The following is a 24453-nucleotide window of genomic DNA, read 5'->3' on the forward strand; positions in this document are numbered from 1 at the left end:
CGTCCTTTTTGGACGGGCGGGACGCCCATCCCACAATAACAATTAAAATTGTAAGTTATTTAATTCGCAATCCTTAGAGGCTTTTCCATCATCGAACGTTATGTAAAAAAAATGAAAACAAATCTCCATCTCTCCCTATGCTTGTCCATAAACTTCAGCAACTCGTGCAGGGCCAAATTAGAGCAAAAAATTTAGGGATTAAATTTAACAGAGTTGCTAACTTTCAATTACCCGAACAATTAATTGTGCAAGGAAAACTGCATCAAGTAAACGTGCCTTTAGAGAAAGGCATGGACGGAGAATTTATAGAAGTGCTTTTAGACGACTGCTACGGAGTCGAGCAATTATCTGAATCGCTGATGACAATTATTGATATTGGAGCCAATGTCGGCTTATTTCCGATTGCTGCGAGGAACAGGTTTCCCCAGGCCGTAATTCACGCCTACGAAGCTAATCCATACCTAGAAAATTACCTCAAACATCAATCTCAAATCGCAAATTTTACATATTTTATGGAAGCAGTAGGAGGCCGAGATGGTAAAGTAGTCCTCGACATTCGGGAAGTTTCGGGAAAAACCCGATCGACAGTTAGCGAAAGCGGCGAAATACCAATGATATAATTTCGTAGGGCGATCGAGCGAATTGGTGGTAGCGTCGATTTAGCCAAATTATACTGCGAAGGTGCAGAATGGCTGTTATTTGAAGATCGAGATACTTGGCAACTTGTGCAAAACCTTTCTTTAGCATCCCGAACCTGCAACCCTCAAGGATATAGCAGATGTTGAAGAAGGAAGTTCGGCAACGGATTCGCTTTCTTCTGATGTAACGGAGCTCAGAAAGAAAGTTGGTTGTGCTGGAGTTGTGGTGATAAGTTACAGCAGAGGGAGATCAGGGTTTGGATCGCGGGCTTACAGTGGCATTTTTTTTGCGGAGTGGCATAACTACTCGGAATCCACAAATATGGCAATTCCTCAAGCGCTAGTGGGAGAGGGTAAATTAGTATTAGGTAGAGAAAAATCTACAGGAAGTATCGAAGTGCCTGTGCCATTCGGCTTGCCAGCAGGATCGGGCTGGTAAAGTTGGATACGATCGCGCCCAAGTCGTTTAGCTTGATACAGCGCTTGGTCGGCTGCAGCAATCAGAATTTCGGCTCCCGATTCAGATCCAGGAACAATACTCGCTACGCCCAGGCTGAGAGTGACGTAGGGGCTCACCTGAGAACCAGCGTGAGGCAGCTCCAAAGCTGCGATTTTGAGCTGTATGTGTTCGGCTACCAACACCGCGCCTTGAATCGCGGTATTGGGCAAAATAACGGCAAATTCTTCGCCTCCGTAGCGAGCTACTAAATCTGCTGGCCGATTGACTGCATCGGCGATCGCCGCGGCGACTTGTCGCAAACATTCGTCTCCGCCTTGATGCCCGTAAGTATCGTTGTAGCTTTTAAAAGAATCAATATCGCAGAGAATCAGGGACAGAGGCGTTTGTTCCCTGGCTTGTCTGTGCCACTCCATTTCTAAATACTGATCGAAACGGCGGCGGTTGGCTAGCTGCGTGAGTTCGTCTAAAGTTGCCAAACGCTCTAACTTGAGGTTGGCCGCTTGCAACTGCTGGTAGAGTTCTGCTTGCTTGATGGCGATCGCCAACTGGGTGGCCAGAGAAGACAGCAACTCTACTTCCAACTGCATCCACTGCCGGGGACTGCACTGGTGGGCCATCAGCAGCCCCCACAACTCGTCTCCTTGCACTAAAGGCACAACCAAATAAGCTCTCACCGCGAATTGTGCGAGCAAGTCAATTTGATATTGTGGCAAATCTGCAGCCAAGATATCGGCGATCGGTCGGATCGCTCGATGTTGGTACGCTTCGAGATAAAACTGGTCAAAACAGAAATTTTCCAGGGTTTCCCCCAACATCGGCTGGCAGTTGGCAGCTACAGATTCCACTGTCACCGCCCCCGTCGCCGGGCCGGCGCCGAAACTGCCGGTACAGGTGTTAAAGCGGACGATCATCACTCGATCGGCCTGAAGGAACTGACGCACTTCTGTCACTGTTGTGCGGAGCACTTCGCCCAAATCCAGAGACTGGCGGATGTGCTGAGTAATCGTCGCCATCAGCAGTTCTCGTTCGTTCTGCTGCCGCAGCGTCTCTTCTGCCCGCTTGTACTCAGTGATATCTTGAGCGGTGCCGAAAATTTGTTTGGGACAGCCGTCGGCTGTGCGGGCGAAAACTTGGTCGCGGCAGCGAAACCAGCGCCATTGGCCCGATCGATGTTTGAGCCGATATTCCAACTCCAAAATATGCCCGTCTTGAGTCGAGGGAAATTTTTTCTGGTGGGCTTTGAGCCTCGGCAAATCTTCTGGGTACACCAAACTGGAGTACAAAGCAGTTTGCATCTGTAAAATTTCTTGGGGAGTGTAGCCCAGCAATTTAGAAGCTTGACCGTTGACGTAGACGTTGCGCTGTTGGGTCAAATCGTAGATGTAGAGCAAATAAGGCGCCGCGTCAGCAATTTGCTGGATGAAATGCTGGCTCGATCGCAATTCTTCCTCCACCCGCTGACGCACTTGCACTTCTTCCACAGCTTGATCCCGCATTGTGCGGTAAGCTTGGATGCGATGGGTGAGGTCGGTCACGTCTTGAATCACCAGCAGCGCGTAGAACGATGGGGCATTGACCCCCGGCCATATTGATGACGAAACTGAGGGTGGAGATTCCCTAGACACAAAAGCACTTCTTGACGATCGGGAGCCGACAGTACCGTCTGATTCCAACTCAAGAGTATGGAGAACCCAGTCTCTAATCTCCTGTTCTTCAATGCCAGCCTCTACGGCCGGCACAGCAGTCACAGTAGTTTGCTGAATTCGCTGCTGGCCGTCTTGCCAAGTTGCCGGAATCAGGTGTTTGTGAATTTGAGAAGAAAAAATTGTTGGCGGGCCTCCTGCAAAGATTTGCTTGAAGCGAGTGGCGTACTTTAACTGACTCAGGTGAGGAAAATGGGTTGTGATCTTTGTTCCCAATATTTGGCTGCGGGAAATTTTAGTCCACTCTTCGAGACAAGTGTTCCAAAACAGCACCACAAAATCATCTTGCAGCAAGCAGGCGCCGACTGGTACGCTGTCGAGAACCCCAAACTTTTCCTTAATACTTTTGCTCTCCTCAATCATAGACCCCCGGCAAGTTGATTGATAGCAGTCAACAAGGTGTCAAAGGAATTAACATTGAAAATAAGAATGATATCTCCTTCAATGTGAAGCCTTTCAATCATGAAACTGGTCTGGGCTAATAAAACAACTGTATCAGTAGCTAAACCGCCAGATATCAGCAAACTAGCAATCGTCCCTTCGCTATAAGTGGGAATTGAATAGTTCAGGCGCTGCTGAAGTACGTTGCTGATTGCACCCATGACCCCATTAATTACAATATTTCCCACTTCACTTAGCGTACCAATTTTGACTGAATCGAGATCCTGAGTTCCAGCTTCTTCCCCTGTCAGCATTGTCACCAGCAGGGCAGCGCTGTTTGTGGGAAAGACTAGCTGGGCAATGCCTCCAAAGGAGCCTGTGAATTTGAGCTGGACAGCGGCGATTTGCTCGCCGTTGAGGTGTTGCTCTAACTCTTCTGCCACGTCGATGGGAGTCAGAATCTGAAGGTAGGGAATTTGCAAGCGAATCGGGGAGTCGATCATGTCGTTCAAAACCCCTGCGGCTTGACCGATCCCGATGTTGACGAGTTCTTGCAAAGCATCGAGCTGTCGAGTGCTTAATTTCATTGGGTGTTCTCCTCGCTGACACTGAGAGCTTTTTTGATCCACCCGATTAGTTCGTCTGAGTTGGGCATTTTGTGAATGACTGCTAGGGCTCCGAGTTCCATGCACTCGGAGCGTGTGCTGGCTTGGATGTCTGCGGTAATGACGATCACTGGAATTTTATATCCTCGATCGCGCATGGCTTGCAGGACTTCCCTACCTTCCATTTCCGGCATCAGCAAATCCAAGAGCATACAGTTTGGGGTTTTAGTGCCGAGCAGTTCTAGAGCTTCTGGGCCGCTGGATGCTTCCCAAGTCTCGTATCCTTCTGCTCGCAGGATTTTGCAGATTACCCTGCGAGTCAACCACGAATCTTCGACAACGAGAATTGATGTCACTACGTTCTCCTCCTTCTATTGTTTAGGACTGACCGGCGTTGCAGGTACTGCTTTTATCTTGACAGTAATTTAAAGTGCTGAGACGGTGTGCGATCGAGCTTCACTTGCAATTCCTGTTCTTAAAAACTAACGCATTAATGTATTGGATAGTTTAGTATCTTGGACTATGTGAAGAAAAAACCCGGTTTCTGAATGAAACCAGGTTTGCGGGATCTCTATTGCTCCTAACATGGGCGCTCAATTATAGATTACCAAACGCTTCCGGAGGGACTCTACTCGCTGTTTGGCCGTGGTATTGTCTGGCTCGCAGGCGAGAGCTTGTTCGTAGATTTCCAAGGCTTGAGCTGTTAATTTTTTGCGCTCGTAGGCGTGACCCAGATTATTGAGAGATGTAACGTATTCTGGCTGCAACTTCAGGGCTTCTTTGTAGTTGCGGATGGCGATGTCGTACTGTTCTTGGCCAAAGTGTGCAAAACCGAGGGCGTTGTAGATAACAGCTTGATTTTCTTCGCCTTCTAAGTCTTTGGCTTTCAGGGCTTTTTGAAACAGTACGATCGCCTGGGAGTAAAGCTTCTTATCTAGATAGATACTTCCTAATTCGTAGTATTCCTGCGCTGTTCCTTTTTCTACGGTCAGCTTATTTTCTAAGCGTTCCAGAGACATTTCCAGCTTCCGAGTTTTGAGAATCTGGCGCACCACAAACCAGGAAGTGCTGCCGAGTATAGCGAGCAGGACTGACAAGTAAATAATGAGCAAATTACTATCCATGTTTTTCTTAAAATTAGGTAGGTCTGTGGAAGGTTTTATTTATTTTAAGGCAGTAGAAATCTCTGATATCTGCTTCTGCAACTGTATAAAAAACAACGAAATAGCGATCGACTGGCCCGATCGCGATTTCTGAAAAAGCAAGAGTCCAGAAGTAAGAACAAAGAAGGAAAGTTTGTCTCAACCTCCTAAATTTATCAGGAGTTTTCCTTCTCTGGCAGACCGTTAAATCTTTCTTACTTCTGCTTTCTGCCTTCTGAAAATCAAGCTAACTTTCAGCCTCCGGCTCGATTAGCCATTTCCACGACTTTACCGAATGTTGCCGGGTCAATGATCGCCATTTGTGCCAGCATTTTGCGGTTGATTTCGATGTTGGCTTTTTTCATGTTGCCGATCAGTCTGCTGTAGCTCGTGCCGTGCTGGCGCGATGCAGCATTGATCCGAGCAATCCACAGGCGGCGGAAATCGCGTTTGCGTTTTTTGCGATCGCGATAACCGTTACGCAGGGCCTGCATCACCCGTTGGTTAGCTGTGCGGAACTGTTTCGACTGTGCGCCTCGGAAACCCTTGGCTAATTTGAGAATTTTTTTGCGGCGCGCTCTGGCGACATTACCGCGTTTTACCCGTGTCATCTTTAATTTCCGTTAAACTTTACAAGTATGGAAGCATTAACCGCACGTTAGCGTCGTTGGTCTCGTCGATGACGACCAGCTTAGAGAGACGGCTTTTGCGAGCTGAACTTTTGTGCTGTAGCAAGTGGCTTTTGTAAGCTTTGCGGCGCACAATTTTACCGCTGCCGGTCGCTCTAAAGCGCTTTGCGGCTGCTTTGCGAGTTTTGAGTTTTGGCATGGACTGGTGTTATTTGGACACAAGCTTCAACCGTATCACATTTGTGGTACTTTCTGCAAGGGAGATTTGCGGGTTGGGGGCGGCACTGTATTTACTGCGATATACAGGAGGGGCGATCGGGCGATCGGCTAATCTTGTGGTTGTTTGCTGCAGTTAACAAATAGTATAAAATGTTATACTGCCGTTGCGGTATCATAAAGCCTTATCAACAGAGTTAATATTTGAAAGCTGTTCGTGAGGCAGGATAATTAAATTGAATATCCAACCTTAATTATTGATTCGGGCGCTTACAGAACCCATGGAAAAAATCCATGGAAAATATCCATTGCTCAGTAATGACAACTTCAACGGACATTACTTTGCTAATTATAGCGGTTCTGGGGTAAATGAGGTACACAATTCCAATAAAAAAGCTTGATAACACAGGGTTTCGGCGTACTCCATCTTTCTGAGAAATGCTATATGTCATAAATGTACTGGCGAAATCAATAAGTGCTTAATTGGAATTACCCGAAATATATAGCGTAAAAGCTTCAGCCGGGAAAGATTCTTGGGCAAAAGTTCCTTGGATAGCAATATTTAACAACCTTGTAACTGAGAGTTTCCAGTCGTGGTTTTACGGGAGCATCTCATATTTGTAAAAACACTTCTTCTGGCTGCTTCCTTCTGACTCTTTCCTCCTGCCTCCTGCTCCGCAGCAAGAGAGCCTCAAAACTCCAATTTCTAGCTTAGCTGCTTTTCTTGAGATGCTCCCGGTTTTACTGTGTTTATTTCGCGCCTACTTCTCGGAAATTTATCCTTCTCTCAATCAAGGAATAGCAGATCAAAGAAATACAGCATATTCCATGTATATGTAGTACACACAAGAAGAGAGACGCGAGTAAGGTGCAGATACACCCGTCAATCTACAATCTTTATCAAATATGAAGCAGATCCGCCCCCTACCGATTAACACCACATAAGGAATGAGAATTAAATAACTACCACTCTTGAAAGTGGGATGGGCCTAAGAGCCCGTCCAAAAAGGACGGGCTCTTAGGCCCGTCCCACAATAACAATTAAAATTGTAAGTTATTTAATTCCCGATCCTAAGCCTCGTTACTCGTTTAAATGCTCCACAGCTTAGGGGATGTCGCTCACCCGATGCGACCATCCTTATGATTAGGGGTTACTATGGCATTTGAGCAAGACTTAAGTGTCAAATAATTTGCTAAACTTATCCATAGTTAATCGCCGAGAGAAAGTTCTATGTGGAAAGTGGCAGAATTCGCAAAATTAGTGGGAGTCTCAAGCTCTACGTTACGGCGCTGGGAAAAGGAAGGCAAGTTAATCCCTGAGAGGACACTGGGTAACCAGCGTGTTTATTCAGAAAGTCACCTAAATATAGTCCGGAACCTCAAAACCGGTAAAACGCCACCCCATCGGGTGATCGTATATTGTCGCGTCTCGTCCACTGGACAAAAACAAGACTTACTTCGTCAGACACAAGCTATGGAACAATTCTGCTTGGCGCAAGGAGTTGCTATCACAGACTCCATTCAGGAGATTGGGGGTGGACTTAATTTCAAACGTCCCAAATTTCTGCAAATCCTACAATGGGCGATGCTGGGCGATGTTAGGGTGCTGTACGTGGCCCATAAAGATCGCCTGTGCCGATTTGGTTTTGAACTTGTCGAGCAAATTCTAGAGTGGAATGGCGGGACAATTATCGTCGCCAACGCCGAAAGCCTTTCACCGCATGAAGAATTGACTCAAGACTTGCTTTCCATAATCCACTGTTTTTCTTCCCGCCTCTACGGACTGCGGAAATACAAAGCTAAAGTTAAGAATATTGTAGAGGGTATAGATCCTTGTTCGGATTCCTCTATAGTGAATCAAGTAAGCAGCTCCAAGTAAGTTTAACTATATTTGGCGTCAAACTATCGCTAAAATTGAATAACAATGAAGCAACCTTGGTGGCCAAACACCTAGGATTTTGGCACGTAGTATTTAATTGTGGATTAAGCCGGAGAACCCAAATGTATAGCGATGGGAAGCTTTCTGACTCCAAGGTACTCAACCAAGTCAAAAAAATTCTCACCAACCACGTCAAGAAACAGCCTAAATTCGTTTGGATGAACCAGTTGTATAGTCGAGTTTATCAAAATGCTTTGATTGACTTGAAAGATGCGTTTAGTCGATATCGTTCGGGGAAAGCAGGTTATCCAAAATTCGCTAGCCTCCGGGGAGGTATTTAAGCTGGATTTAGTATTAAACTCTCAATACAGGCCTGTCGGGATTTTCGGGATTGGGAATTAGACGCTGATTTTTGCAATCTACTAGCAAATCTAAAGTTTCTAACACAGTGTGGCCGATTAGCACCATATCACCTAAAACCATTGCCGCCTCAATCGTTTCGCGCCCTTCTATTTCAATGATAATAGGCCCAGTCAACCCCACTGTTTCTTGTCTGCCATCAGCATATTTTGCTATTTCCTGACTCCTAATTCTTAAACCAAGGTGTTCGCAGACTTCTACAGGAATAGCTGTGCGTACTGCGCCAGTATCTATGAGTGCTTCTGCTTCGTACACACGCAACAGATTTGGATTGAGCAATCCTCTCTTGACTAACTCTGCATCAAAGGCATTCGTTAGCTTGACTTTGACTCGAACTGCACCCATATTTTTGCGGGATTGAGTTTGAGCGCGATCGAGATTTATCATATCGCCTCTTTTCGTCTAGAAAGTCTACCTTTGATTCTAGCCCTAATTGATGGTTGTAAGGTTCGCAATGCACACCCTACAAGTAGAGTTTGTACGTAAGTCTTACAGCGTATTTCTGGTTTAGGAAGTGCAGTAGGGACAAAGGCTTTCGCCGTATCCCTACGGGGTTCTATCACTCTTGTGGGGAGTAGGGGTTGGGCCTAAGAGCCCGCCCTAAACATACAAGTTAAATGCACAACAGCTTACTCATCTTCTGCATAGATAAACCGATACAATTCGCTAGGATCTGGTTCAGCGCTTTTCTCAGCAAAATCCACTGCATCGTCAATTACTGCTTGAATCTTACGATCGATCTCTTTCAATTCTTCAGCCGTTGCCAAAGTTCGATCGATCAACTCAGCAGCCAACTTCTTAATCGGATCGCGGGGGAACCAATATTCCTTCTCTTCCTTAGAACGCAACTCATCAGGATCGGCCAAAGAATGGCCGCGAAAGCGATAAGTCAAAGCCTCAATCAAAGTCGGCCCCTCGCCGGCCCGCGCCCGCGCCACAGCTTCCTTCGCCACTTCCCGCACCGCCAAAACATCCATCCCATCAACCTCAAAACCAGCCATGCCAAAAGCATGAGCTTTTTTGTAAATCAGCGGGTCAGAAGTAGCTCGCTCGTGGGCCATCCCGATCGCCCATTTGTTGTTTTCCACAACATAAATAATCGGCAACTTCCACAAAGCCGCCATATTCAAACACTCAAAAAACTGCCCGTTATTTGCAGCACCATCGCCAAAAAAACAAGCAGTCACGCCATCGGAACTCTCATCCCCCAAAGCTTCGCGCCGGTACTTCGATTGAAAAGCCGCCCCGGTAGCTACAGGAATCCCCTCAGCCACAAAAGCATAACCTCCCAACAGTCGGTGTTCTGCCGAAAACATATGCATCGAACCGCCGCGGCCCTTCGAGCAACCCGTTTCCTTCCCGAACAACTCCGCCATTACCTCCCGCGCCGGCACGCCCGCGCTCAAAGCGTGAACGTGATCGCGGTAGGTGCTGCTAACGTAATCGGTGTCATCCCGGCGCATCGATCGAATCACGCCAGTAGACACAGCTTCCTGACCGTTGTACAAGTGGACAAAACCAAACATTTTGCCCCGGTAGTACATCTCAGCACACTTGTCCTCAAAATAGCGCCCCAAGACCATATCCTCGTAGAGCATCAAGCCCTCATCCCGAGAAATGGTTACGCTTTGCGCGTCAAAAACTGGTAAAGTCCGTTCCTGAACCATAAATAATTAATAGATGGCAAAAGTATAGTCATTTATTGCACAGGACATGGGAGGCGTCAAGTCCCTCCCCCTTCACTTTCACTTTGAGCGGATTAACCCGCCTCGGCTGAACTACGCAGCTCTCTATCCCATTGCTGAAGGCATTTGGGATTGCTTTTCTCAGGATGTTATACGCAGCATTAACATCAGAATTAATTAATTGACCGACTGATGTTTTGTACAAACCTCTCTTGATTCGCTTACCCTGGAACACAGGGTCTTTATCGGTTTTTCCGTAAACAGGGATTGGGTCTAGATTCAGAAAATTTGCGCGCGAAGTGTAAGATTCTTCTTGCACGATCACCTTAATCCCAACCAACCGAGTCTTGTATTCCAACATCTCAATTAATCGAGCGTGAGGAATACTGACAAAGTTTTGATTAGTTTGCTTTCCTAAATCAATCTCGGTTTTCCACTGTGCATTCTTACCAATTACTAGCGTCCCAATTTGTTTCGCTGCCAAATGGTCAACAATTAGGCGACTTGTGTGATGCAAGTAATTATTGACTTTTTGGTGGATCCAGCGAGTTAAGCGTTGAATGCGGGGTGAACTCTTGCGGCTTCCTTTCAACTGAGATTGTAACTGTGCTTTACGTTTGTTGTAGAACTGGTTGATTGATTTCAATGGTCGCCCGTTAATCAACAGAGGGATAAAACCCGGCTGATTTGAAGTTAACGCCACTAAGTTATCCAATCCTAAATCAATACTAGCTACAGAGTTGCCGTTACTAACGGTGGACTCCGGTTCATCATAAATCACCTCAATTACATAGGAATCGCATTTGGGAACCAGTCTAACTTGACAAATTTGAGCGGAATTGACTTGAGTTTTGATTAAAAGCTTCGTACCCGAAAGCTTGATAATTCCTTTTCTCAACTGTGTAGTGCTAATCGCTTGAATCGTGTAGACAAGAATGTTTCGCCCTTTAGCTTTATCTTTGTACTTCGGCAGTTTTGGGCGACCGGTGAATTTAGAGGAATCGGCTTTGTAAGCTTTGACCGCTTCAAAGAATGATTTCCAATTCTTATCCAATATCATCAAGATTTGTTGGCTAACCGATTCAGGTAAAGCCTTGTAGGCTTGATGATGCTTCATCAAACGGTTCATTTCGTTGTAGTTGATATAGCCCCATCCATAGATAAAACTCTGACGAATGACGTAGTTAGCGGCATTGTAGAGATTTTTGGATTTAAAAGCTAATTCATCAATCAGTGGGAAACGGTGTTCCGTAGATTTAATGATATGTCGCTCTGTTAGTTGCATCCAGACTCTCCATTCGTAACGAGCGAAAAAATTTCATTTAACTCTCGTGACTATATAATAGTCCTATTGTTTATTGATGCTTACCATCTTAATGAAGTTTTATAATACCAGACGATCGGTTTCCTAGACATCTAAATTTAAACCCACATCTTGCACCATTCTCCAGAACAGGCAAGATGCCTGTTCCACAAAGAATAGATTTTCTTGTGGAACGGGCCGGAGAACCCGTTCATAAAAGGCTTATTCACAATGGTGCAACATCTCAGTTTAAACCCAGATGGGACACAACCGCAGCCGAAAACGATCGCACCTTGACTCCGCAGCAGTTCACCAATTGTTAAAATGAGTTTGGCCATCGGGGCGGATTGCCGGGACTCGGAGAACAAACTCCCATCTAAACCCCATGCACACGAATGATATAATTCCATTACTCTCAAACCCGAAAATGCTCAAGAGTCAAACTACTCATTTAGCTGACGGGCCATGGGCCTTTGCATTTTCCTCACTGTAAAACGCCCTAGAGGGAAAAAAATCAGAGTATCTCTACGGCAAGTCCAACATACCGTGAATGGGGCGGTTGGAAGCCAACACCAGAATTTTTGATTTGGTTTGCGGGAGTATGTCACTTAAGATAGGCTAATTCAGTTGCTAGCGCTTTGGGGAAGTGGACAGTTCTTTAACTTATGTTAATTCCACTAGATTACTACCGGATTTTGGGTCTACCGATTCAAGCTACTGCCGAACAGTTGCAGCAGGCTCACCGCGATCGAACTTTACAGCTTCCGCGCCGGGAGTATTCTGAAGTTGCGATCGTCGCCCGCAAACAACTGCTCGATGAAGCCTGCGCCGTTCTGTCAGACTCAGAGGGGCGCAAAGCTTACGATGCCAATTTTTTAGCCAAAACTTACGATCGAGAGTCGGAAGCGGCACAGGAAGCCAAGCACCAGAGGTCAAAAACCTCAGCAGGCCCGGCCACCTTCCTGCAAGACGCAGGAGAAACCGTTCCGGCAGAGTCCAAGGCTTTAGAGGCTGCTCCCGACCCCCACACTCCAAGTATTGAAATCGATGACAACCAATTCGTAGGAGCCCTGCTCATACTGCAAGAACTGGGAGAATACGAACTCGTACAGAAGCTGGGTCGCCCGTATCTTAACAATGGCAGCATCGCGATCGCAGAAGGTCGTTTCGGCGACCCGCAGCTCGTGAGGCCAGATATAGTTTTAACCGTCAGCCTTGCCTGTCTAGAACTCGGCCGCGAACAGTGGCAGCAAGGTCAGTACGAAAATGCCGCAAAATCATTAGAAGCAGGTCAAGAATTGCTGCTGCGCGAAAGCCTATTTGCAAGCGTGAGGGGTGAAATGCAAGCCGACATATACAAACTCCGTCCGTACAACATTTTAGAGCTATTATCACTTCCCGAAGAAAAAGTCGCTGAGCGTCGCAAGGGACTGGAAATCCTGCGAGAAATGCTTCAAGAACGAGGCGGTATCGACGGTTCGGGAGACGATCGATCGGGTTTAGGAATAGAAGACTTCCTCCGGTTCGTGCAGCAAATGCGTAAACACCTAACTAGCAGCGAGCAGCAGGCGCTATTTGAAGCCGAAGCCGGTCGCCCCTCCGCAGTCGCCACTTACCTCTCGGTCTACACCCTGTTAGCCCAAGGATTTGCCGCCAGACAGCCATCGATGATCCGTCGGGCAAAGCTGATGCTGATGCAGCTCGGTCGCCGCCAAGATGTTCACCTGGAAAAAGCCGTCTGTTCCCTGCTGCTGGGCCAGACAGAAGAAGCCAGCAGAGCCCTCGAACTCAGTTCGGAAAAAGAACCCCTGGCCTTCATTCGCGAACATTCCCAAGATTCACCCGACTTGTTGCCCGGACTGTGCTTGTACGCCGAACACTGGCTACAAGAAGAAGTGTTTCCCCACTTCCGCGACTTGGCCAACGAGTCAGTGTCCTTGAAAGACTACTTTGCTGACCCGAAAGTACAAGCTTACCTAGAAGCTTTGCCACAGGACGCAGAAACCGCCAACGAATGGGTCGTGGTGCAGCCCCGCGCCGGCAAGCAGCCAGGGCGACTGCAACCGACAGCAGGTCGATCGCCCGCTGCCATACCCGCACAGCCACCCACAGCCAAGCAGGGAGCCAGTACGGTCACTTTGACCCCCGTACCGGGCGAGGCTTCCACCGCAGCTTCGGGAACGAAATCCCCGGCAACGGTGGCCACGCCGAGCGCTGTTGCCCCTGTCTCTCTCCCGATAGCTACAGTGCCACACCCAGCAGAATCGACTTCCAAACATCGCAGACGCCAACATTCAGGGCGCAGCGGAGCCAGCGGCAAGGGGCTAAAGGGCGATTTGGTCGATCGAGCGCGCACCAAGGCAACAGAAATTACCGCCCAAGTCAAGTCCATGCCTCCAAACAAGCTGGCTTTGCTTCTAGTGGCAGGTGTCCTGAGCCTGTTATTCCTGTGGTTAATACTCAGTCTGTTGGCTAGCGCGATGCAAGCCCTATCGGGCCCCCTCCAAGGAGAGCAAGCCCTGGTTCGCCTGGAAGAACCGCCCATAGAAATCCCTGCCTTGGCCGCAACCCCAGAACCGAGCGCCACAGGCGCAGTGTCGGGAGCAATCACTGAGGAATCAGCCGGACAAATAGTTCAAAGCTGGCTATCGGCGAAAGCAGCAGCTTTGGGCCCCAATCACGCTGTCGAAGAATTAAAGCAAGTTCTGACAGAACCGGCTTTGTCTCGCTGGCAATTGATGGCGGAAGCTCAACAGCGTAACAACGCGCACCAGCGTTATGTACACAAGCTGCAAGTTAATGGAGTTACCACAAATCCGACTAATCCCGATCGCGCCCAAGTAGATGCCCAAGTAGCGGAAAAAGCCGAAGTGTTCGATCGTTCTCAACTCGTTTCTTCCCGCAATGAAAACCTGCGGGTGCGCTACGACTTGATCCGTCAAGAGGGACAGTGGCGGATTATGGATTGGCAAGTGATTAAGTAAGAAATTGGTAATTAGTAATTGGTAATTGGTAATTTCTGCTTGCTAATTACTAATTCCCAATTTCTGATTATTAGGTGAGTTTTTAATATCAAATCCGTTAGCATCGGAATAGTAAATTCGAGTTCACTGTTGACTGTTGACTGTTGACTGTTGACTGTTGAAAGTGAACAGTGAACAGTCAACATCATTCCGGTGTTACCGGAAATGATATAATTCCAAAAGCGGGAGTTTTGAAGTGCAGATTATTGTTGAAGGCTGGCGTTTTATTTATCATTCCTATTGCGTAGTCAATCAATTTCAACTGCTGGAAATGCTCGATCGCCCGCGAGGACAAATTGAGCTTTTCCACCGCGATATGCCCTACATAGATGCAGCTTGGGAGACGAAAATTAGTTTGTTCGATCGCCCAAATGAAACATTACTCCGCAGCGTTAAGAGTCCGGCGGTAAATCAGTCAGCCGATGTTACGCTGCGAATGTACTGCCCGTGGAACTTCTGGGCATCCAGCAGCGCCGAAACTTGGGTATTTGCAGCGACAGAATGGGGTATTATTACTCGTAGAGGATTAAGAGCGATCGGGGTTAAGTCGATCGCAGAAACTCAGATTAACTCAGAAGTAAAAATTATTACACCGTCGGCCTGGTCAAAAGCCGGCTTAATTCGCAGCGGTGTTGAGGCCGATCGCATTGCCGTCGTACCTTTGGGAGTCGATCCTAAGATTTATTATCCTGCTGCGGGCGATCGGCGTCAATCGCTGCGCGAAAGTTTCGGCTGGTCAAACTATTTTATATTTTTAAACATCGGAGGACAAACGGATCGCAAAGGTATTCGCCCTTTATTAAAAGCCTTCGCTGCGGTAGTTGACAAATATCCAGATGCGAGATTAGTTTTAAAAGGTTCTGAACTGCTTTATCCGTCGAGAGATGAGATTGCTGAAGCCAGCCGAGTTATGCTCAACGATGCCGAAAGAGCGAGGGTTTTACCGAGATTAATTTATACTGGTACCCAGCTATCTTTTGCTCAAATAGCTGAGTTTTACCAAGCAGCCGATGCTTATGTTTCTCCCTATTTGGCAGAAGGTTTTAATCTGCCGGTGTTGGAAGCTGCTGCTTGTGGTTTGCCGGTTATTTGCACGGCGGGCGGCGCTACAGATGATTTTACGCGATCGGACTTTGCACTGCGGATTGAAAGTAAATTTATGAGTGTGGTAAGTGACGGGGAAACGTTATTTATCTTAGCTCCAGAGGGGGAACATTTGATTGATTTGATGTGCAGGGCGATCGAACAGCCTGGATTGGCTGCGAAAGCGAGGGTTGCGGGCCCGGCTTTTGTGGCTGAAAATTTTACTTGGAGGCGCGTAGTCGATCGATTGCTTGAGGTTATGGGAGGAGATAAAAAGAGAGAGGAGGGGTCTATTTTTGAGCCAATAATTTTGTAGTTTGGGCGTTTCAAGCCCTAGATGGGGAAATAGGTTTTTTCCGGCAGAGCGGGGATATGGCATCCTGCTTACCTCCAAGTTTCAATCCCTGATAGGGTTTTAGGTTTTTTCCGGCTCAAGAAAGTTAGGCCTAACGTGCAAGATCGGAGTTTCAATCCCTGATAGGGTTTTAGGTTTTTTCCGGCTTGGGTTAAGCGTGACGAGCTAGCGCTGTTTGAAGTTTCAATCCCTGATAGGGTTTTAGGTTTTTTCCGGCTTTACCGCCTTCAAAAATTCTGCCTGCAAAATCCAAGTTTCAATCCCTGATAGGGTTTTAGGTTTTTTCCGGCCAACCTTGACGCGGTAGCGTTCTGCTCTACTCTTGTTTCAATCCCTGATAGGGTTTTAGGTTTTTTCCGGCCTCAGTCGCAGCCTTTTTTGACGCAGAACTGGTAATTCTTGTTTCAATCCCTGATAGGGTTTTAGGTTTTTTCCGGCTTACCTGTAGTAATCCGTATCCCCGGTCAACAACCTCGTTTCAATCCCTGATAGGGTTTTAGGTTTTTTCCGGCGGGGAAACGAAATTTGCACTGAATTCGTAAACCAGGGTTTCAATCCCTGATAGGGTTTTAGGTTTTTTCCGGCCCTTCGTAGGCGACGGGAGCAGATTCTTCTTTGTTGTTTCAATCCCTGATAGGGTTTTAGGTTTTTTCCGGCCTAAAGCAACTTCATTGGCCAATTCGACAGAATCCAAGTTTCAATCCCTGATAGGGTTTTAGGTTTTTTCCGGCTCGCACTTTAAGCCATTGAGGGCTGTAGAGGGATTGGTTTCAATCCCTGATAGGGTTTTAGGTTTTTTCCGGCAAAGCACTAATTTGTCCAAACTCCGACACCCTGGGTTTCAATCCCTGATAGGGTTTTAGGTTTTTTCCGGCTTGTTGTCTTTGTCGCGAAATGCGCGACCAGTTGCGTTTCAATCCCTGATAGGGTTTTAGGTTTTTTCCGGCTTGTCCGAACCTTCTCGGAATTTTTGGGTTGGGGTTTCAATCCCTGATAGGGTTTTAGGTTTTTTCCGGCTCTCCTCATCCCTCGTCATGAGCAAATATGTCCCATTTATTAGCGTTTCAATCCCTGATAGGGTTTTAGGTTTTTTCCGGCTTTATATTAAATTCTTACTACGCTTTATTTTTTAAGTTTCAATCCCTGATAGGGTTTTAGGTTTTTTCCGGCACTGAATAACGTAGTTGAAAAGAAATATCATGTGTGTTTCAATCCCTGATAGGGTTTTAGGTTTTTTCCGGCTTGCCGGGCCCGTTACAGACACTTCCGCGATCGAGTTTCAATCCCTGATAGGGTTTTAGGTTTTTTCCGGCTGGGGTTGCATCTACCCCTAAATTTGTATCAAAGTTTCAATCCCTGATAGGGTTTTAGGTTTTTTCCGGCGATTTTATTTTGCCGTACTTTGCAACTAAAACGGTTTCAATCCCTGATAGGGTTTTAGGTTTTTTCCGGCATGCTGGACTACCTTCAATTACTCGGTGAGCGTGTTTCAATCCCTGATAGGGTTTTAGGTTTTTTCCGGCCTAACTGAGATTGCAAGTCAAATTGTTCCATATTAAGTTTCAATCCCTGATAGGGTTTTAGGTTTTTTCCGGCTTTCCTACAATTTGGTTTTCTGGTGAAATTGATGGTTTCAATCCCTGATAGGGTTTTAGGTTTTTTCCGGCCTGTGTCGTCGCCGATCGCGATCGCTGATGATTCTTCTGTTTCAATCCCTGATAGGGTTTTAGGTTTTTTCCGGCGGGAAAAGAGCTAAAACAATAACCAACAAATCGGCGGTTTCAATCCCTGATAGGGTTTTAGGTTTTTTCCGGCTATTCACTCCATCGGCAGCGCCTTATCTACCAACGTTTCAATCCCTGATAGGGTTTTAGGTTTTTTCCGGCAAGTTGCTGAACTTGATAATGATGAATTAATAGTTTCAATCCCTGATAGGGTTTTAGGTTTTTTCCGGCGCAGCGGGGATTTCCACAATTTCCGCTGCAAGCTACTTGTTTCAATCCCTGATAGGGTTTTAGGTTTTTTCCGGCGATATTCGACGCCCAACGGTTTGCTAATAGGATTAAGTTTCAATCCCTGATAGGGTTTTAGGTTTTTTCCGGCTCAAGTAAGATCCGATATCACTTGGCAAGGTACTGTTTCAATCCCTGATAGGGTTTTAGGTTTTTTCCGGCCGGGGATGATGCTAGCAATTGCACGTAAATAAAGAGGAGTTTCAATCCCTGATAGGGTTTTAGGTTTTTTCCGGCGGCTGGAAAATACCCCTAAAATCAAACGGACTCCCAAAGTTTCAATCCCTGATAGGGTTTTAGGTTTTTTCCGGCTCAAGGATATCAACAACGCTGTCGCTGGCGACCAAGTTTCAATCCCTGATAGGGTTTTAGGTTTTTTCCGGCAATTTTTTAGATGGGTTTTTTGCTGAATAATCCCTTGAGTTTCAATCCCTGATAGGGTTTTAGGTTTTTTCCGGCTTACCTACCACCTCGCAAGAGGTCAAAAACTTTACAAGTTTCAATCCCTGATAGGGTTTTAGGTTTTTTCCGGCCCTTTATAGGAGTGCTCTTGTTGAATGTGATTTGAAGTTTCAATCCCTGATAGGGTTTTAGGTTTTTTCCGGCGTTGCGCGATATTATCGGTTTGCCATTTGAAAAAAGTTTCAATCCCTGATAGGGTTTTAGGTTTTTTCCGGCAAGCGAGTTGACTATCTCAGTAGCTTTGCCGCCGGTTTCAATCCCTGATAGGGTTTTAGGTTTTTTCCGGCCCGACTGAGTAACGACTTCCCCCGCAGTTCATTACCGTTTCAATCCCTGATAGGGTTTTAGGTTTTTTCCGGCTTCTTGATTTTTAGCAGCAGCAGTGGCTTTAATCTGTGTTTCAATCCCTGATAGGGTTTTAGGTTTTTTCCGGCAGTACCCGGTACAAGGATTTACGGTGTGGGAAAAGGGGTTTCAATCCCTGATAGGGTTTTAGGTTTTTTCCGGCGCTAGATACTACTGAGTCTGTTGTTAGTAAATGGGGTTTCAATCCCTGATAGGGTTTTAGGTTTTTTCCGGCCCAAAACCGCCCCAGTCAAAAGTCTGCTGTCAGGTTTCAATCCCTGATAGGGTTTTAGGTTTTTTCCGGCTTAATTTTTTTAAATCTATGCTGCTTCGTAGATGTTTCAATCCCTGATAGGGTTTTAGGTTTTTTCCGGCTAAGCGGTACGTCGGAACGTTCCGATGAGGTAGGTTTCAATCCCTGATAGGGTTTTAGGTTTTTTCCGGCCCTAGGAATCATTAGATCGACTTCTACACCGTTGTTTCAATCCCTGATAGGGTTTTAGGTTTTTTCCGGCGGTAATGAAGCCTCGCAATTACTTCAGCTTGAAGTGGGTTTCAATCCCTGATAGGGTTTTAGGTTTTTTCCGGCGTTGGGAGGAATTTCTTATCGGTGAAAATCGCTTGAGTTTCAATCCCTGATAGGGTTTTAGGTTTTTTCCGGCTAGCCCAGCAAGGTCAAGCACTCGATTTCTAGCCGTTTCAATCCCTGATAGGGTTTTAGGTTTTTTCCGGCGCTGGTGGCTAGGGAATAGATGAGCTTTGGCAATTTTGTTTCAATCCCTGATAGGGTTTTAGGTTTTTTCCGGCCGCCCGTTCCAGAAGCCTTGGTGTATTTGGTTTTCAAGGTGCAGTTGCGTCCATCTAAAATAAAAGTACCATTCCAGCCTTCGGCTTGTCAATACCTTAGTTTCCATACTCACTCCAAAACCTTGTCCTGTAAAGCTTTCAGACTTTGCGTCTAGCTTTTTTTCACACGAGGGGCATCAAACTCTTGCTGCACATGAGTTTGAGCCGAAAAATTTGATACTCGGATTTTAACACCTACCCCTTGACGCAAACTCAGCAAAAAATATTCTGCGCTCAACCGGCTCTCCCCCACCAATACCTTCGATCTTACCCTGACAGCCAGCGCACAGCGGAAAAAACCAAATACTGTCTTCCTTGGGTTGGATGACTTTGTTCGGCGTGGCATCGTAACTTAGCACAGTTTCAACAGATACGGCAATGGCGCCGCTTGTTGGATGACTTTGTTCGGCGTGGCATCGTAACTTAGACTTGAGTTCTAGCCGGAATCAATCTCCTCAACAGGTTGCATGACTTTGTTCGGCGGGGCGATCGTAACTTAGACTTGAGTCCTAGCCGGAATCAATCTCCTCAAACTATTCCGCCAACCAGAAAGCAAAGCGATTAAAAAACAACTCCGATCTATCAAAAAAAATTAGCTCATATTCAACAGCTAACGACTTAGACACTTATCTCTAAAATCTCACGAAAAAGCCATATAAAAGCTGCCAAGTCGTAGACTTATCAAAATCTATGCTTTAGAAAATCCCAGACCACAACTTATATTTTACCGAAATTGAATTCCCAATTAATTGCTAGGCGTGATTTGCCGCGACTTCTTCAGCGAAACCTAAACTTTCAATAAATAGCGAATTTTTACCTGCCATATTTGCGGTATTTGCGCTTCGCGGTTGCGAAAAATATTATTGGCGAATGGCCTAAAAATTGCCCAAATTAACTTAAAATCAGTAGAGTGGCATTTACCTTAAAACTCCCGATGACAAAAGCCGAAATTATCACCAAAAACATCACAGTTCCTAACGGGGATTTGGAAATAGCTGCATACCTAGCCCAGCCAGCCTCCCCAGGACAATTTCCCGCAGTTATCGTGATTCAAGAAATCTTCGGCGTCAACTCGCACATCCGCGAAGTTACTGAAAGAATAGCAAAAGAAGGATATGTGGCGATCGCCCCAGCCATTTACCAGCGTCAAGCCCCCGGCTTTGAAACCGGCTACACACCCGAAGCCATCCAAATCGGCAAAGAATACAAAGAAAAAACCACAGCTTCCGAACTTCTGGGCGATATCCAAGCCACCATCGATTACCTCAAAACTCTACCCTCTGTCAAACCAGAAAGTTTTGGCTGCATCGGTTTCTGCTTTGGAGGGCACGTCGCCTACCTAGCCGCTACTTTGCCCGAAATCAAGGCTACAGCGTCGTTCTACGGCGCCGGTATCGCCACCCAAACCCCCGGCGGCGGCACCCCCACGATCGCCCGCACAGCAGACATTAAAGGCACTCTCTACGCCTTTTTTGGCACTCAAGACCCCAGCATTCCCTTAGAACAAGTTGACCAAATCGCCGCCGAATTGCAAAAACACAGTATTTCTCACCAAATTTTCCGCTACAATGCCGATCACGGCTTCTTCTGCGACCACCGCGGCAGTTACGACGCTACGGCAGCAGCCGACTCGTGGGTGCAGGTGAAGCAGCTATTTCATCAGCAACTTCAACCAGCTTAGAGAGTGGGAGATGGGGAGATAGGGAGATGGGGAGAGTGGGAAATTTTTTTCTACTGACGACTGCCAACTAAATTACTGACAACTGACAACTAAACTGACATGAATTCCAAATCTACAGGTTCTCAAAGCGCAAAACCATCCTTTTCAATGGATGATTTTGCTAAAGCCCTCGAACAGCACAATTATGAGTTCCAGAAGGGACAAGTAGTGCGCGGCAAAGTGTTCGAGTACGACTCAAACGGCGCGTATGTTGATATCGGCGGCAAGTCTTCGGCTTTTTTGCCGATCGAAGAGGCTGCTTTGAGAACAGTAACGGATTTGTCGGAAGTGGTTCCGCTGGACGAGGAACGGGACTTTTTGATTATCCGCGAACAAGATGCAGATGGCCAAGTTACTTTGTCTCTGCGCCAGTTACAAATTCAGCAAGCTTGGGAAGATTTAGTCGAATTGCAAGAAACCGGTAAAGTTCTTCAGGTGCGGGTTTCTGGCGCAAATAAGGGCGGTGTGACTGTAGATGTTCAGGGAATGCGCGGCTTTATTCCCCGATCGCACTTAGTCGATCGCGATAACCTAGAATCGCTGATCGGTCAATCTTTGAGCGTTAATTTCTTGGAGGTCGATCGCGAACGGGAAAAACTCGTACTTTCCCAGCGGATGGCCACTCAATCGAATGCTTTCAAGGACTTGCAAATTGGTCAGTTGGTGGAAGGAAAAGTCAGCAGCATCAAGCCTTTTGGCGTGTTTGTGGACTTGGAAGGAGTTAGCGGTTTGCTGCACATCAAGCAAGTCAGCCAAAAATATATTGATAACCTTGGCAAGGTGTTTGCTCCCGGTCAACCCCTGAAAGCGATCGTGCTTGACCTCGATGAAAGTCGTGGCCGAATTTCACTTTCTACGCGGGTACTAGAAAATTACCCAGGGGAAATGGTGGATAAGATGGCGGATGTTATGGAGACTGCTGAAGAGCGATCGGAACGTGCTAGAAAGACTCTTTCTTAAGGCTTGATCTAATTACCACCCCGACTTCTTTAAGAAGTCGGGGTTCTAAGAGTGCGATCGTTTTACGTTTAATTAAGTTGATTTACTTATTTTGCATTTTACATCGACTTCTTATACCAGTTTCCCAAAAGAATCCCACTATAGCAATCGTCGCATCATTTAGGAATTTCTTACTCCCTCCCCTTACCAAGGGGAGGGTTGGGGTGGGGTAAAAAATTTACGACTCCTGCAAGGATTGCTATATAGGCTAACTCCAAACCCCTATCCAGTAAGTTAATACCTCTCGCCCATCAAAAATCCCAAATAGTCTTACGTCTTCCTTTCCCTATCTAACTCCATTTTTAGCGTTCGTTACTTAACCCCATTAGCTACTACTCCCAATACTTTAAAATCTGCTACATTTAGTTGATCTAAAGCTTTGCTTACCATGCCGCGATCGGTTTTTTCTATTTTTACTATCAGCACTGTACCATCAGTTTGAGACGCTAGTAAATGGCCGTCTGCTAAACCAATTAAAGGTGGCGTATCGTAAATCACTAAATCAAATAACGCTAGAAATTGTTCCATTAAATAGTGCATCTTTCTCGAAGAAAGTAATGTAATTGGGTCTGAGGGAATAGTACCAGCAGTCAGGACAAAAAGATTGTCATCGTCGGGTAATCGCTGAATAGCCTCATTTAAGCTTAAATCAGAACTTAAAACATTACTTAAACCTTTCATATTTGATAAGCCAAGATATGTGTGCAGTTGAGGCACACGCATATTAGCATCCACTAATAATACTCGTTTACCAACAGCAGAAGCAGTTTTAGCTAAATAAAGTGCTACAGTTGACTTACCCTCACCTTTAATGGTCGAAGTGATGGTTAAAGAACTTATTGGGTGTTCAGCATTTAATAATTGAATATTTGTGTATAAGTAGTGAAATGCCTCGACTACAGGAAAATCTTTGTAATTTGAAACTATTATTCGTTTTAAGCTTGCACTGTTAGTATTTGAACTTACGCTAGTGAATTTAGCTGGAACACGTTCACCTCGACCAGATTTAATTTTCATCGCTTTGGCGATCGGAATGACTCCCAAAATAGGGCGTTTAGTTGCTGATTTAATTTCTTCGGGAGTATGGAAAACAGTATTTAAAACTTCTACTAGGAAACCTATAGCAATGCCTAGTAAAGTGCTAATAACGATCGCAATGGCTAGGTGGCGACGGGTTGGTTTTTCTGTTACTGGGTAAAAATCACCATTTTCGTTTGTGATTAACTGTGGTTTAGATATAATTTGCCAAGAGCCATCAATTTGACCAGCATCTAGTTGTAAAGTTTTTTGTTTTTCGAGGAAGAGTTTGAGATTATCTTTAGCTAGTTCTAGTTTTAATTGTATGTCATCATAGCGAAGTTGAGCTTGAGGCATTTGAGTGATTTTTGCTTGCAGTGAATTTTGGCTATTAGTTATCAATCGCTCGCGAGCTTCCAACTGTTTTAGTTGTGATTGCATCTGCAAGAGGACAATATCAGCTTCTTTTTTGATTAAATCACGCAAACTTTGCTGCTTTTCCCGCAAAGATTGAATGGGAAGGCTATTTTCATAAAATTGAGTAGAGCTTAAAGCTAATTGCGACTCTATTTCATTTACTTTGCTAATTAAATTTTCATAGGATTTGGGGCTAATATCAATAATCCAACGATTATCGCCCGTTAACGCTCTTTTTTTGTAGCTTTCATATTGAAGCCTACTTTCTGCCAGTTGTGCTTGCACTTCTAGGCGACGATTAGTTAAATTATCGAGCTGATCTGATAGGCTGCGGCTGCGTAGTTCGGGTTGATTAAAGTTATACTGAAGCCTTAACATTTGTAATTCTTGTTGCAATTTATCGACTCTCTGCTGGAGTGGGGGCAGTTGTCGATCTATAAAATCAATACTTTGTTTGCTAACTTTCAAACGCTCTTTATCCATATATTCTAGGTAATATTTTGCAGTTTCATCCAGCACATATTGGATGCGCTTTGGATCTCGATCGCGATAGCTAATATCTATGAGTTTAGTACCACCCTGCTTCCCATCTCGCAAGAAAGTAATACGTTGGATAGTCAAGCGGCTACTGAGACTTTTATAGTCAAACTTTGGATATTTTGTTTGCAATTTATTGACTAATGGTAGTAACACTTCTGGGCTTTTTAAAACCCGCGCTAAACTTTGATAATCCACCGAGGAACCGTCTTCCGCTGATGATTTAATTTTGTTCAAGTCTGTGATGCCTAAACTGTTATTTTGAGCTTGAACCAATAGTTTTGATAGCCGATCGTCAGCCGTAATCGGTTCTGCTAAAACTGTGAATTTTCCTTCATACTCAGTAATAGAGTTTTTGGCAGCCCTGAGCACGAAACTACCGCTTAAAGTAGCTATGCTGGCAGCTACTATGCCCATCACCAGAAGGCGACGTTTGATGACAGCTAGTACCCAATTCATATCAAGAACTTGGTCATCCTCTGCTGGGGTACTAGCTAGGTAATTAGCGGAGGGAGCAGACAAATATTGACCATTAAGGTCATTTTTGATGGAAGACAACAGTTTTTTATCCATAGC

19 protein-coding genes and 1 CRISPR repeat array are annotated in these 24453 nt (G+C 45.7%); of the genes, 9 read left to right on the forward strand and 10 right to left on the reverse strand.

Annotated elements, in window-relative coordinates:
• Positions 1-137: 137 nt before the first annotated feature.
• Positions 138-620, forward strand: a complete 483-nt coding sequence (locus QUB26_RS11350) for a hypothetical protein (RefSeq protein ID WP_333240025.1) — start codon at positions 138-140, stop codon at positions 618-620.
• A 351-nt stretch (positions 621-971) separates the two neighbouring features.
• On the opposite strand, the gene QUB26_RS11355 is transcribed toward QUB26_RS11350, so the two are convergent.
• The 6 genes from QUB26_RS11355 to rpmI form a co-directional block, all read right to left on the reverse strand.
• The gene (locus QUB26_RS11355) at positions 972-3164 is read right to left on the reverse strand and encodes a diguanylate cyclase domain-containing protein (RefSeq protein ID WP_333240023.1); all 2193 of its coding nucleotides are present in this window, start codon (positions 3162-3164) and stop codon (positions 972-974) included.
• The gene (locus QUB26_RS11360) at positions 3161-3769 is read right to left on the reverse strand and encodes a chemotaxis protein CheC (protein ID WP_333053716.1); all 609 of its coding nucleotides are present in this window, start codon (positions 3767-3769) and stop codon (positions 3161-3163) included. Before QUB26_RS11360 ends, QUB26_RS11355 begins: the two co-directional genes overlap by 4 nt.
• Positions 3766-4143 carry a response regulator gene (locus QUB26_RS11365; protein ID WP_333053715.1) on the reverse strand — a complete coding sequence of 126 codons (378 nt, stop codon included), beginning with the start codon at positions 4141-4143 and terminating at the stop codon, positions 3766-3768. The genes QUB26_RS11360 and QUB26_RS11365 overlap by 4 nt, the downstream gene beginning before the upstream one ends.
• A gap of 237 nt (positions 4144-4380) precedes the next feature.
• Complete coding sequence (locus QUB26_RS11370; protein WP_333231755.1) at positions 4381-4911, reverse strand: tetratricopeptide repeat protein; 531 nt, start codon at positions 4909-4911, stop codon at positions 4381-4383.
• Between the two features lie 272 nt (positions 4912-5183).
• Positions 5184-5540, reverse strand: coding sequence for a 50S ribosomal protein L20 (gene rplT / locus QUB26_RS11375; RefSeq protein ID WP_190658174.1), 357 nt, complete (start codon positions 5538-5540; stop codon positions 5184-5186).
• A 19-nt stretch (positions 5541-5559) separates the two neighbouring features.
• Positions 5560-5757 carry a 50S ribosomal protein L35 gene (gene rpmI, locus QUB26_RS11380; protein ID WP_006634164.1) on the reverse strand — a complete coding sequence of 66 codons (198 nt, stop codon included), beginning with the start codon at positions 5755-5757 and terminating at the stop codon, positions 5560-5562.
• 500 nt (positions 5758-6257) lie between these two features.
• On the opposite strand from rpmI, the gene QUB26_RS31975 reads away from it, so the two are divergent.
• The 3 genes from QUB26_RS31975 (at position 6258) to QUB26_RS11390 (ending at position 7994) form a co-directional block, all read left to right on the forward strand.
• On the forward strand, positions 6258-6398 hold the full coding sequence (locus QUB26_RS31975) for an MrcB family domain-containing protein (RefSeq protein WP_445243015.1): 141 nt from the start codon (positions 6258-6260) through the stop codon (positions 6396-6398).
• Positions 6399-7005: 607 nt separating this feature from the next.
• Positions 7006-7653: an IS607 family transposase gene (locus tag QUB26_RS11385; protein WP_333053712.1), complete on the forward strand. Its 648-nt coding sequence runs from the start codon at positions 7006-7008 to the stop codon at positions 7651-7653.
• 35 nt (positions 7654-7688) lie between these two features.
• Positions 7689-7994 (forward strand): hypothetical protein, encoded by a 306-nt coding sequence (locus QUB26_RS11390; protein WP_333302703.1) that lies wholly within the window; start codon positions 7689-7691, stop codon positions 7992-7994.
• 13 nt (positions 7995-8007) lie between these two features.
• Here QUB26_RS11390 and QUB26_RS11395 read toward each other — a convergent pair whose 3' ends face one another.
• From QUB26_RS11395 to QUB26_RS11405, 3 genes are all read right to left on the reverse strand, one after another.
• Positions 8008-8460: a clan AA aspartic protease gene (locus tag QUB26_RS11395; RefSeq protein ID WP_333240019.1), complete on the reverse strand. Its 453-nt coding sequence runs from the start codon at positions 8458-8460 to the stop codon at positions 8008-8010.
• A 242-nt stretch (positions 8461-8702) separates the two neighbouring features.
• Positions 8703-9740, reverse strand: a complete 1038-nt coding sequence (gene pdhA / locus QUB26_RS11400) for a pyruvate dehydrogenase (acetyl-transferring) E1 component subunit alpha (RefSeq protein WP_333053708.1) — start codon at positions 9738-9740, stop codon at positions 8703-8705.
• 28 nt (positions 9741-9768) lie between these two features.
• Positions 9769-11043: a transposase gene (locus tag QUB26_RS11405; RefSeq protein ID WP_333240017.1), complete on the reverse strand. Its 1275-nt coding sequence runs from the start codon at positions 11041-11043 to the stop codon at positions 9769-9771.
• A 176-nt stretch (positions 11044-11219) separates the two neighbouring features.
• On the opposite strand from QUB26_RS11405, the gene QUB26_RS11410 reads away from it, so the two are divergent.
• From QUB26_RS11410 to QUB26_RS11430, 5 genes are all read left to right on the forward strand, one after another.
• A complete protein-coding gene (locus QUB26_RS11410; RefSeq protein WP_333240015.1) occupies positions 11220-11384 on the forward strand; it encodes a hypothetical protein in 165 nt (54 codons plus the stop codon).
• Between the two features lie 342 nt (positions 11385-11726).
• A complete protein-coding gene (locus QUB26_RS11415) occupies positions 11727-14045 on the forward strand; it encodes an IMS domain-containing protein (RefSeq protein ID WP_333318024.1) in 2319 nt (772 codons plus the stop codon).
• A gap of 235 nt (positions 14046-14280) precedes the next feature.
• The gene (locus QUB26_RS11420) at positions 14281-15483 is read left to right on the forward strand and encodes a glycosyltransferase family 4 protein (RefSeq protein ID WP_333318026.1); all 1203 of its coding nucleotides are present in this window, start codon (positions 14281-14283) and stop codon (positions 15481-15483) included.
• A gap of 78 nt (positions 15484-15561) precedes the next feature.
• Positions 15562-19148: direct repeats of the CRISPR family, unit length 37 nt; unit sequence GTTTCAATCCCTGATAGGGTTTTAGGTTTTTTCCGGC.
• 973 nt (positions 19149-20121) lie between these two features.
• The gene (locus QUB26_RS11425; protein WP_333240010.1) at positions 20122-20868 is read left to right on the forward strand and encodes a dienelactone hydrolase family protein; all 747 of its coding nucleotides are present in this window, start codon (positions 20122-20124) and stop codon (positions 20866-20868) included.
• A 99-nt stretch (positions 20869-20967) separates the two neighbouring features.
• Positions 20968-21867 (forward strand): S1 RNA-binding domain-containing protein, encoded by a 900-nt coding sequence (locus QUB26_RS11430; protein WP_333053701.1) that lies wholly within the window; start codon positions 20968-20970, stop codon positions 21865-21867.
• A gap of 351 nt (positions 21868-22218) precedes the next feature.
• On the opposite strand, the gene QUB26_RS11435 is transcribed toward QUB26_RS11430, so the two are convergent.
• Positions 22219-24450 carry a polysaccharide biosynthesis tyrosine autokinase gene (locus QUB26_RS11435; protein WP_333240008.1) on the reverse strand — a complete coding sequence of 744 codons (2232 nt, stop codon included), beginning with the start codon at positions 24448-24450 and terminating at the stop codon, positions 22219-22221.
• Positions 24451-24453: the final 3 nt, after the last annotated feature.

The sequence above is a fragment of the Microcoleus sp. B4-C1 genome (assembly GCF_036705285.1).
Taxonomy (GTDB): domain Bacteria; phylum Cyanobacteriota; class Cyanobacteriia; order Cyanobacteriales; family Microcoleaceae; genus Microcoleus.

Coding starts and splice junctions, on each gene's coding strand:
- QUB26_RS11350 (WP_333240025.1), top strand. CDS start 138: ATGCTTGTCCATAAACTTCAGCAACTCGTGCAGGGCCAAATTAGAGCA.
- QUB26_RS11355 (WP_333240023.1), bottom strand. CDS start 3,164: ATGATTGAGGAGAGCAAAAGTATTAAGGAAAAGTTTGGGGTTCTCGAC.
- QUB26_RS11360 (WP_333053716.1), bottom strand. CDS start 3,769: ATGAAATTAAGCACTCGACAGCTCGATGCTTTGCAAGAACTCGTCAAC.
- QUB26_RS11370 (WP_333231755.1), bottom strand. CDS start 4,911: ATGGATAGTAATTTGCTCATTATTTACTTGTCAGTCCTGCTCGCTATA.
- rplT (WP_190658174.1), bottom strand. CDS start 5,540: ATGACACGGGTAAAACGCGGTAATGTCGCCAGAGCGCGCCGCAAAAAA.
- rpmI (WP_006634164.1), bottom strand. CDS start 5,757: ATGCCAAAACTCAAAACTCGCAAAGCAGCCGCAAAGCGCTTTAGAGCG.
- QUB26_RS11385 (WP_333053712.1), top strand. CDS start 7,006: ATGTGGAAAGTGGCAGAATTCGCAAAATTAGTGGGAGTCTCAAGCTCT.
- QUB26_RS11395 (WP_333240019.1), bottom strand. CDS start 8,460: ATGATAAATCTCGATCGCGCTCAAACTCAATCCCGCAAAAATATGGGT.
- pdhA (WP_333053708.1), bottom strand. CDS start 9,740: ATGGTTCAGGAACGGACTTTACCAGTTTTTGACGCGCAAAGCGTAACC.
- QUB26_RS11405 (WP_333240017.1), bottom strand. CDS start 11,043: ATGCAACTAACAGAGCGACATATCATTAAATCTACGGAACACCGTTTC.
- QUB26_RS11410 (WP_333240015.1), top strand. CDS start 11,220: ATGCCTGTTCCACAAAGAATAGATTTTCTTGTGGAACGGGCCGGAGAA.
- QUB26_RS11415 (WP_333318024.1), top strand. CDS start 11,727: ATGTTAATTCCACTAGATTACTACCGGATTTTGGGTCTACCGATTCAA.
- QUB26_RS11425 (WP_333240010.1), top strand. CDS start 20,122: ATGACAAAAGCCGAAATTATCACCAAAAACATCACAGTTCCTAACGGG.
- QUB26_RS11430 (WP_333053701.1), top strand. CDS start 20,968: ATGAATTCCAAATCTACAGGTTCTCAAAGCGCAAAACCATCCTTTTCA.
- QUB26_RS11435 (WP_333240008.1), bottom strand. CDS start 24,450: ATGGATAAAAAACTGTTGTCTTCCATCAAAAATGACCTTAATGGTCAA.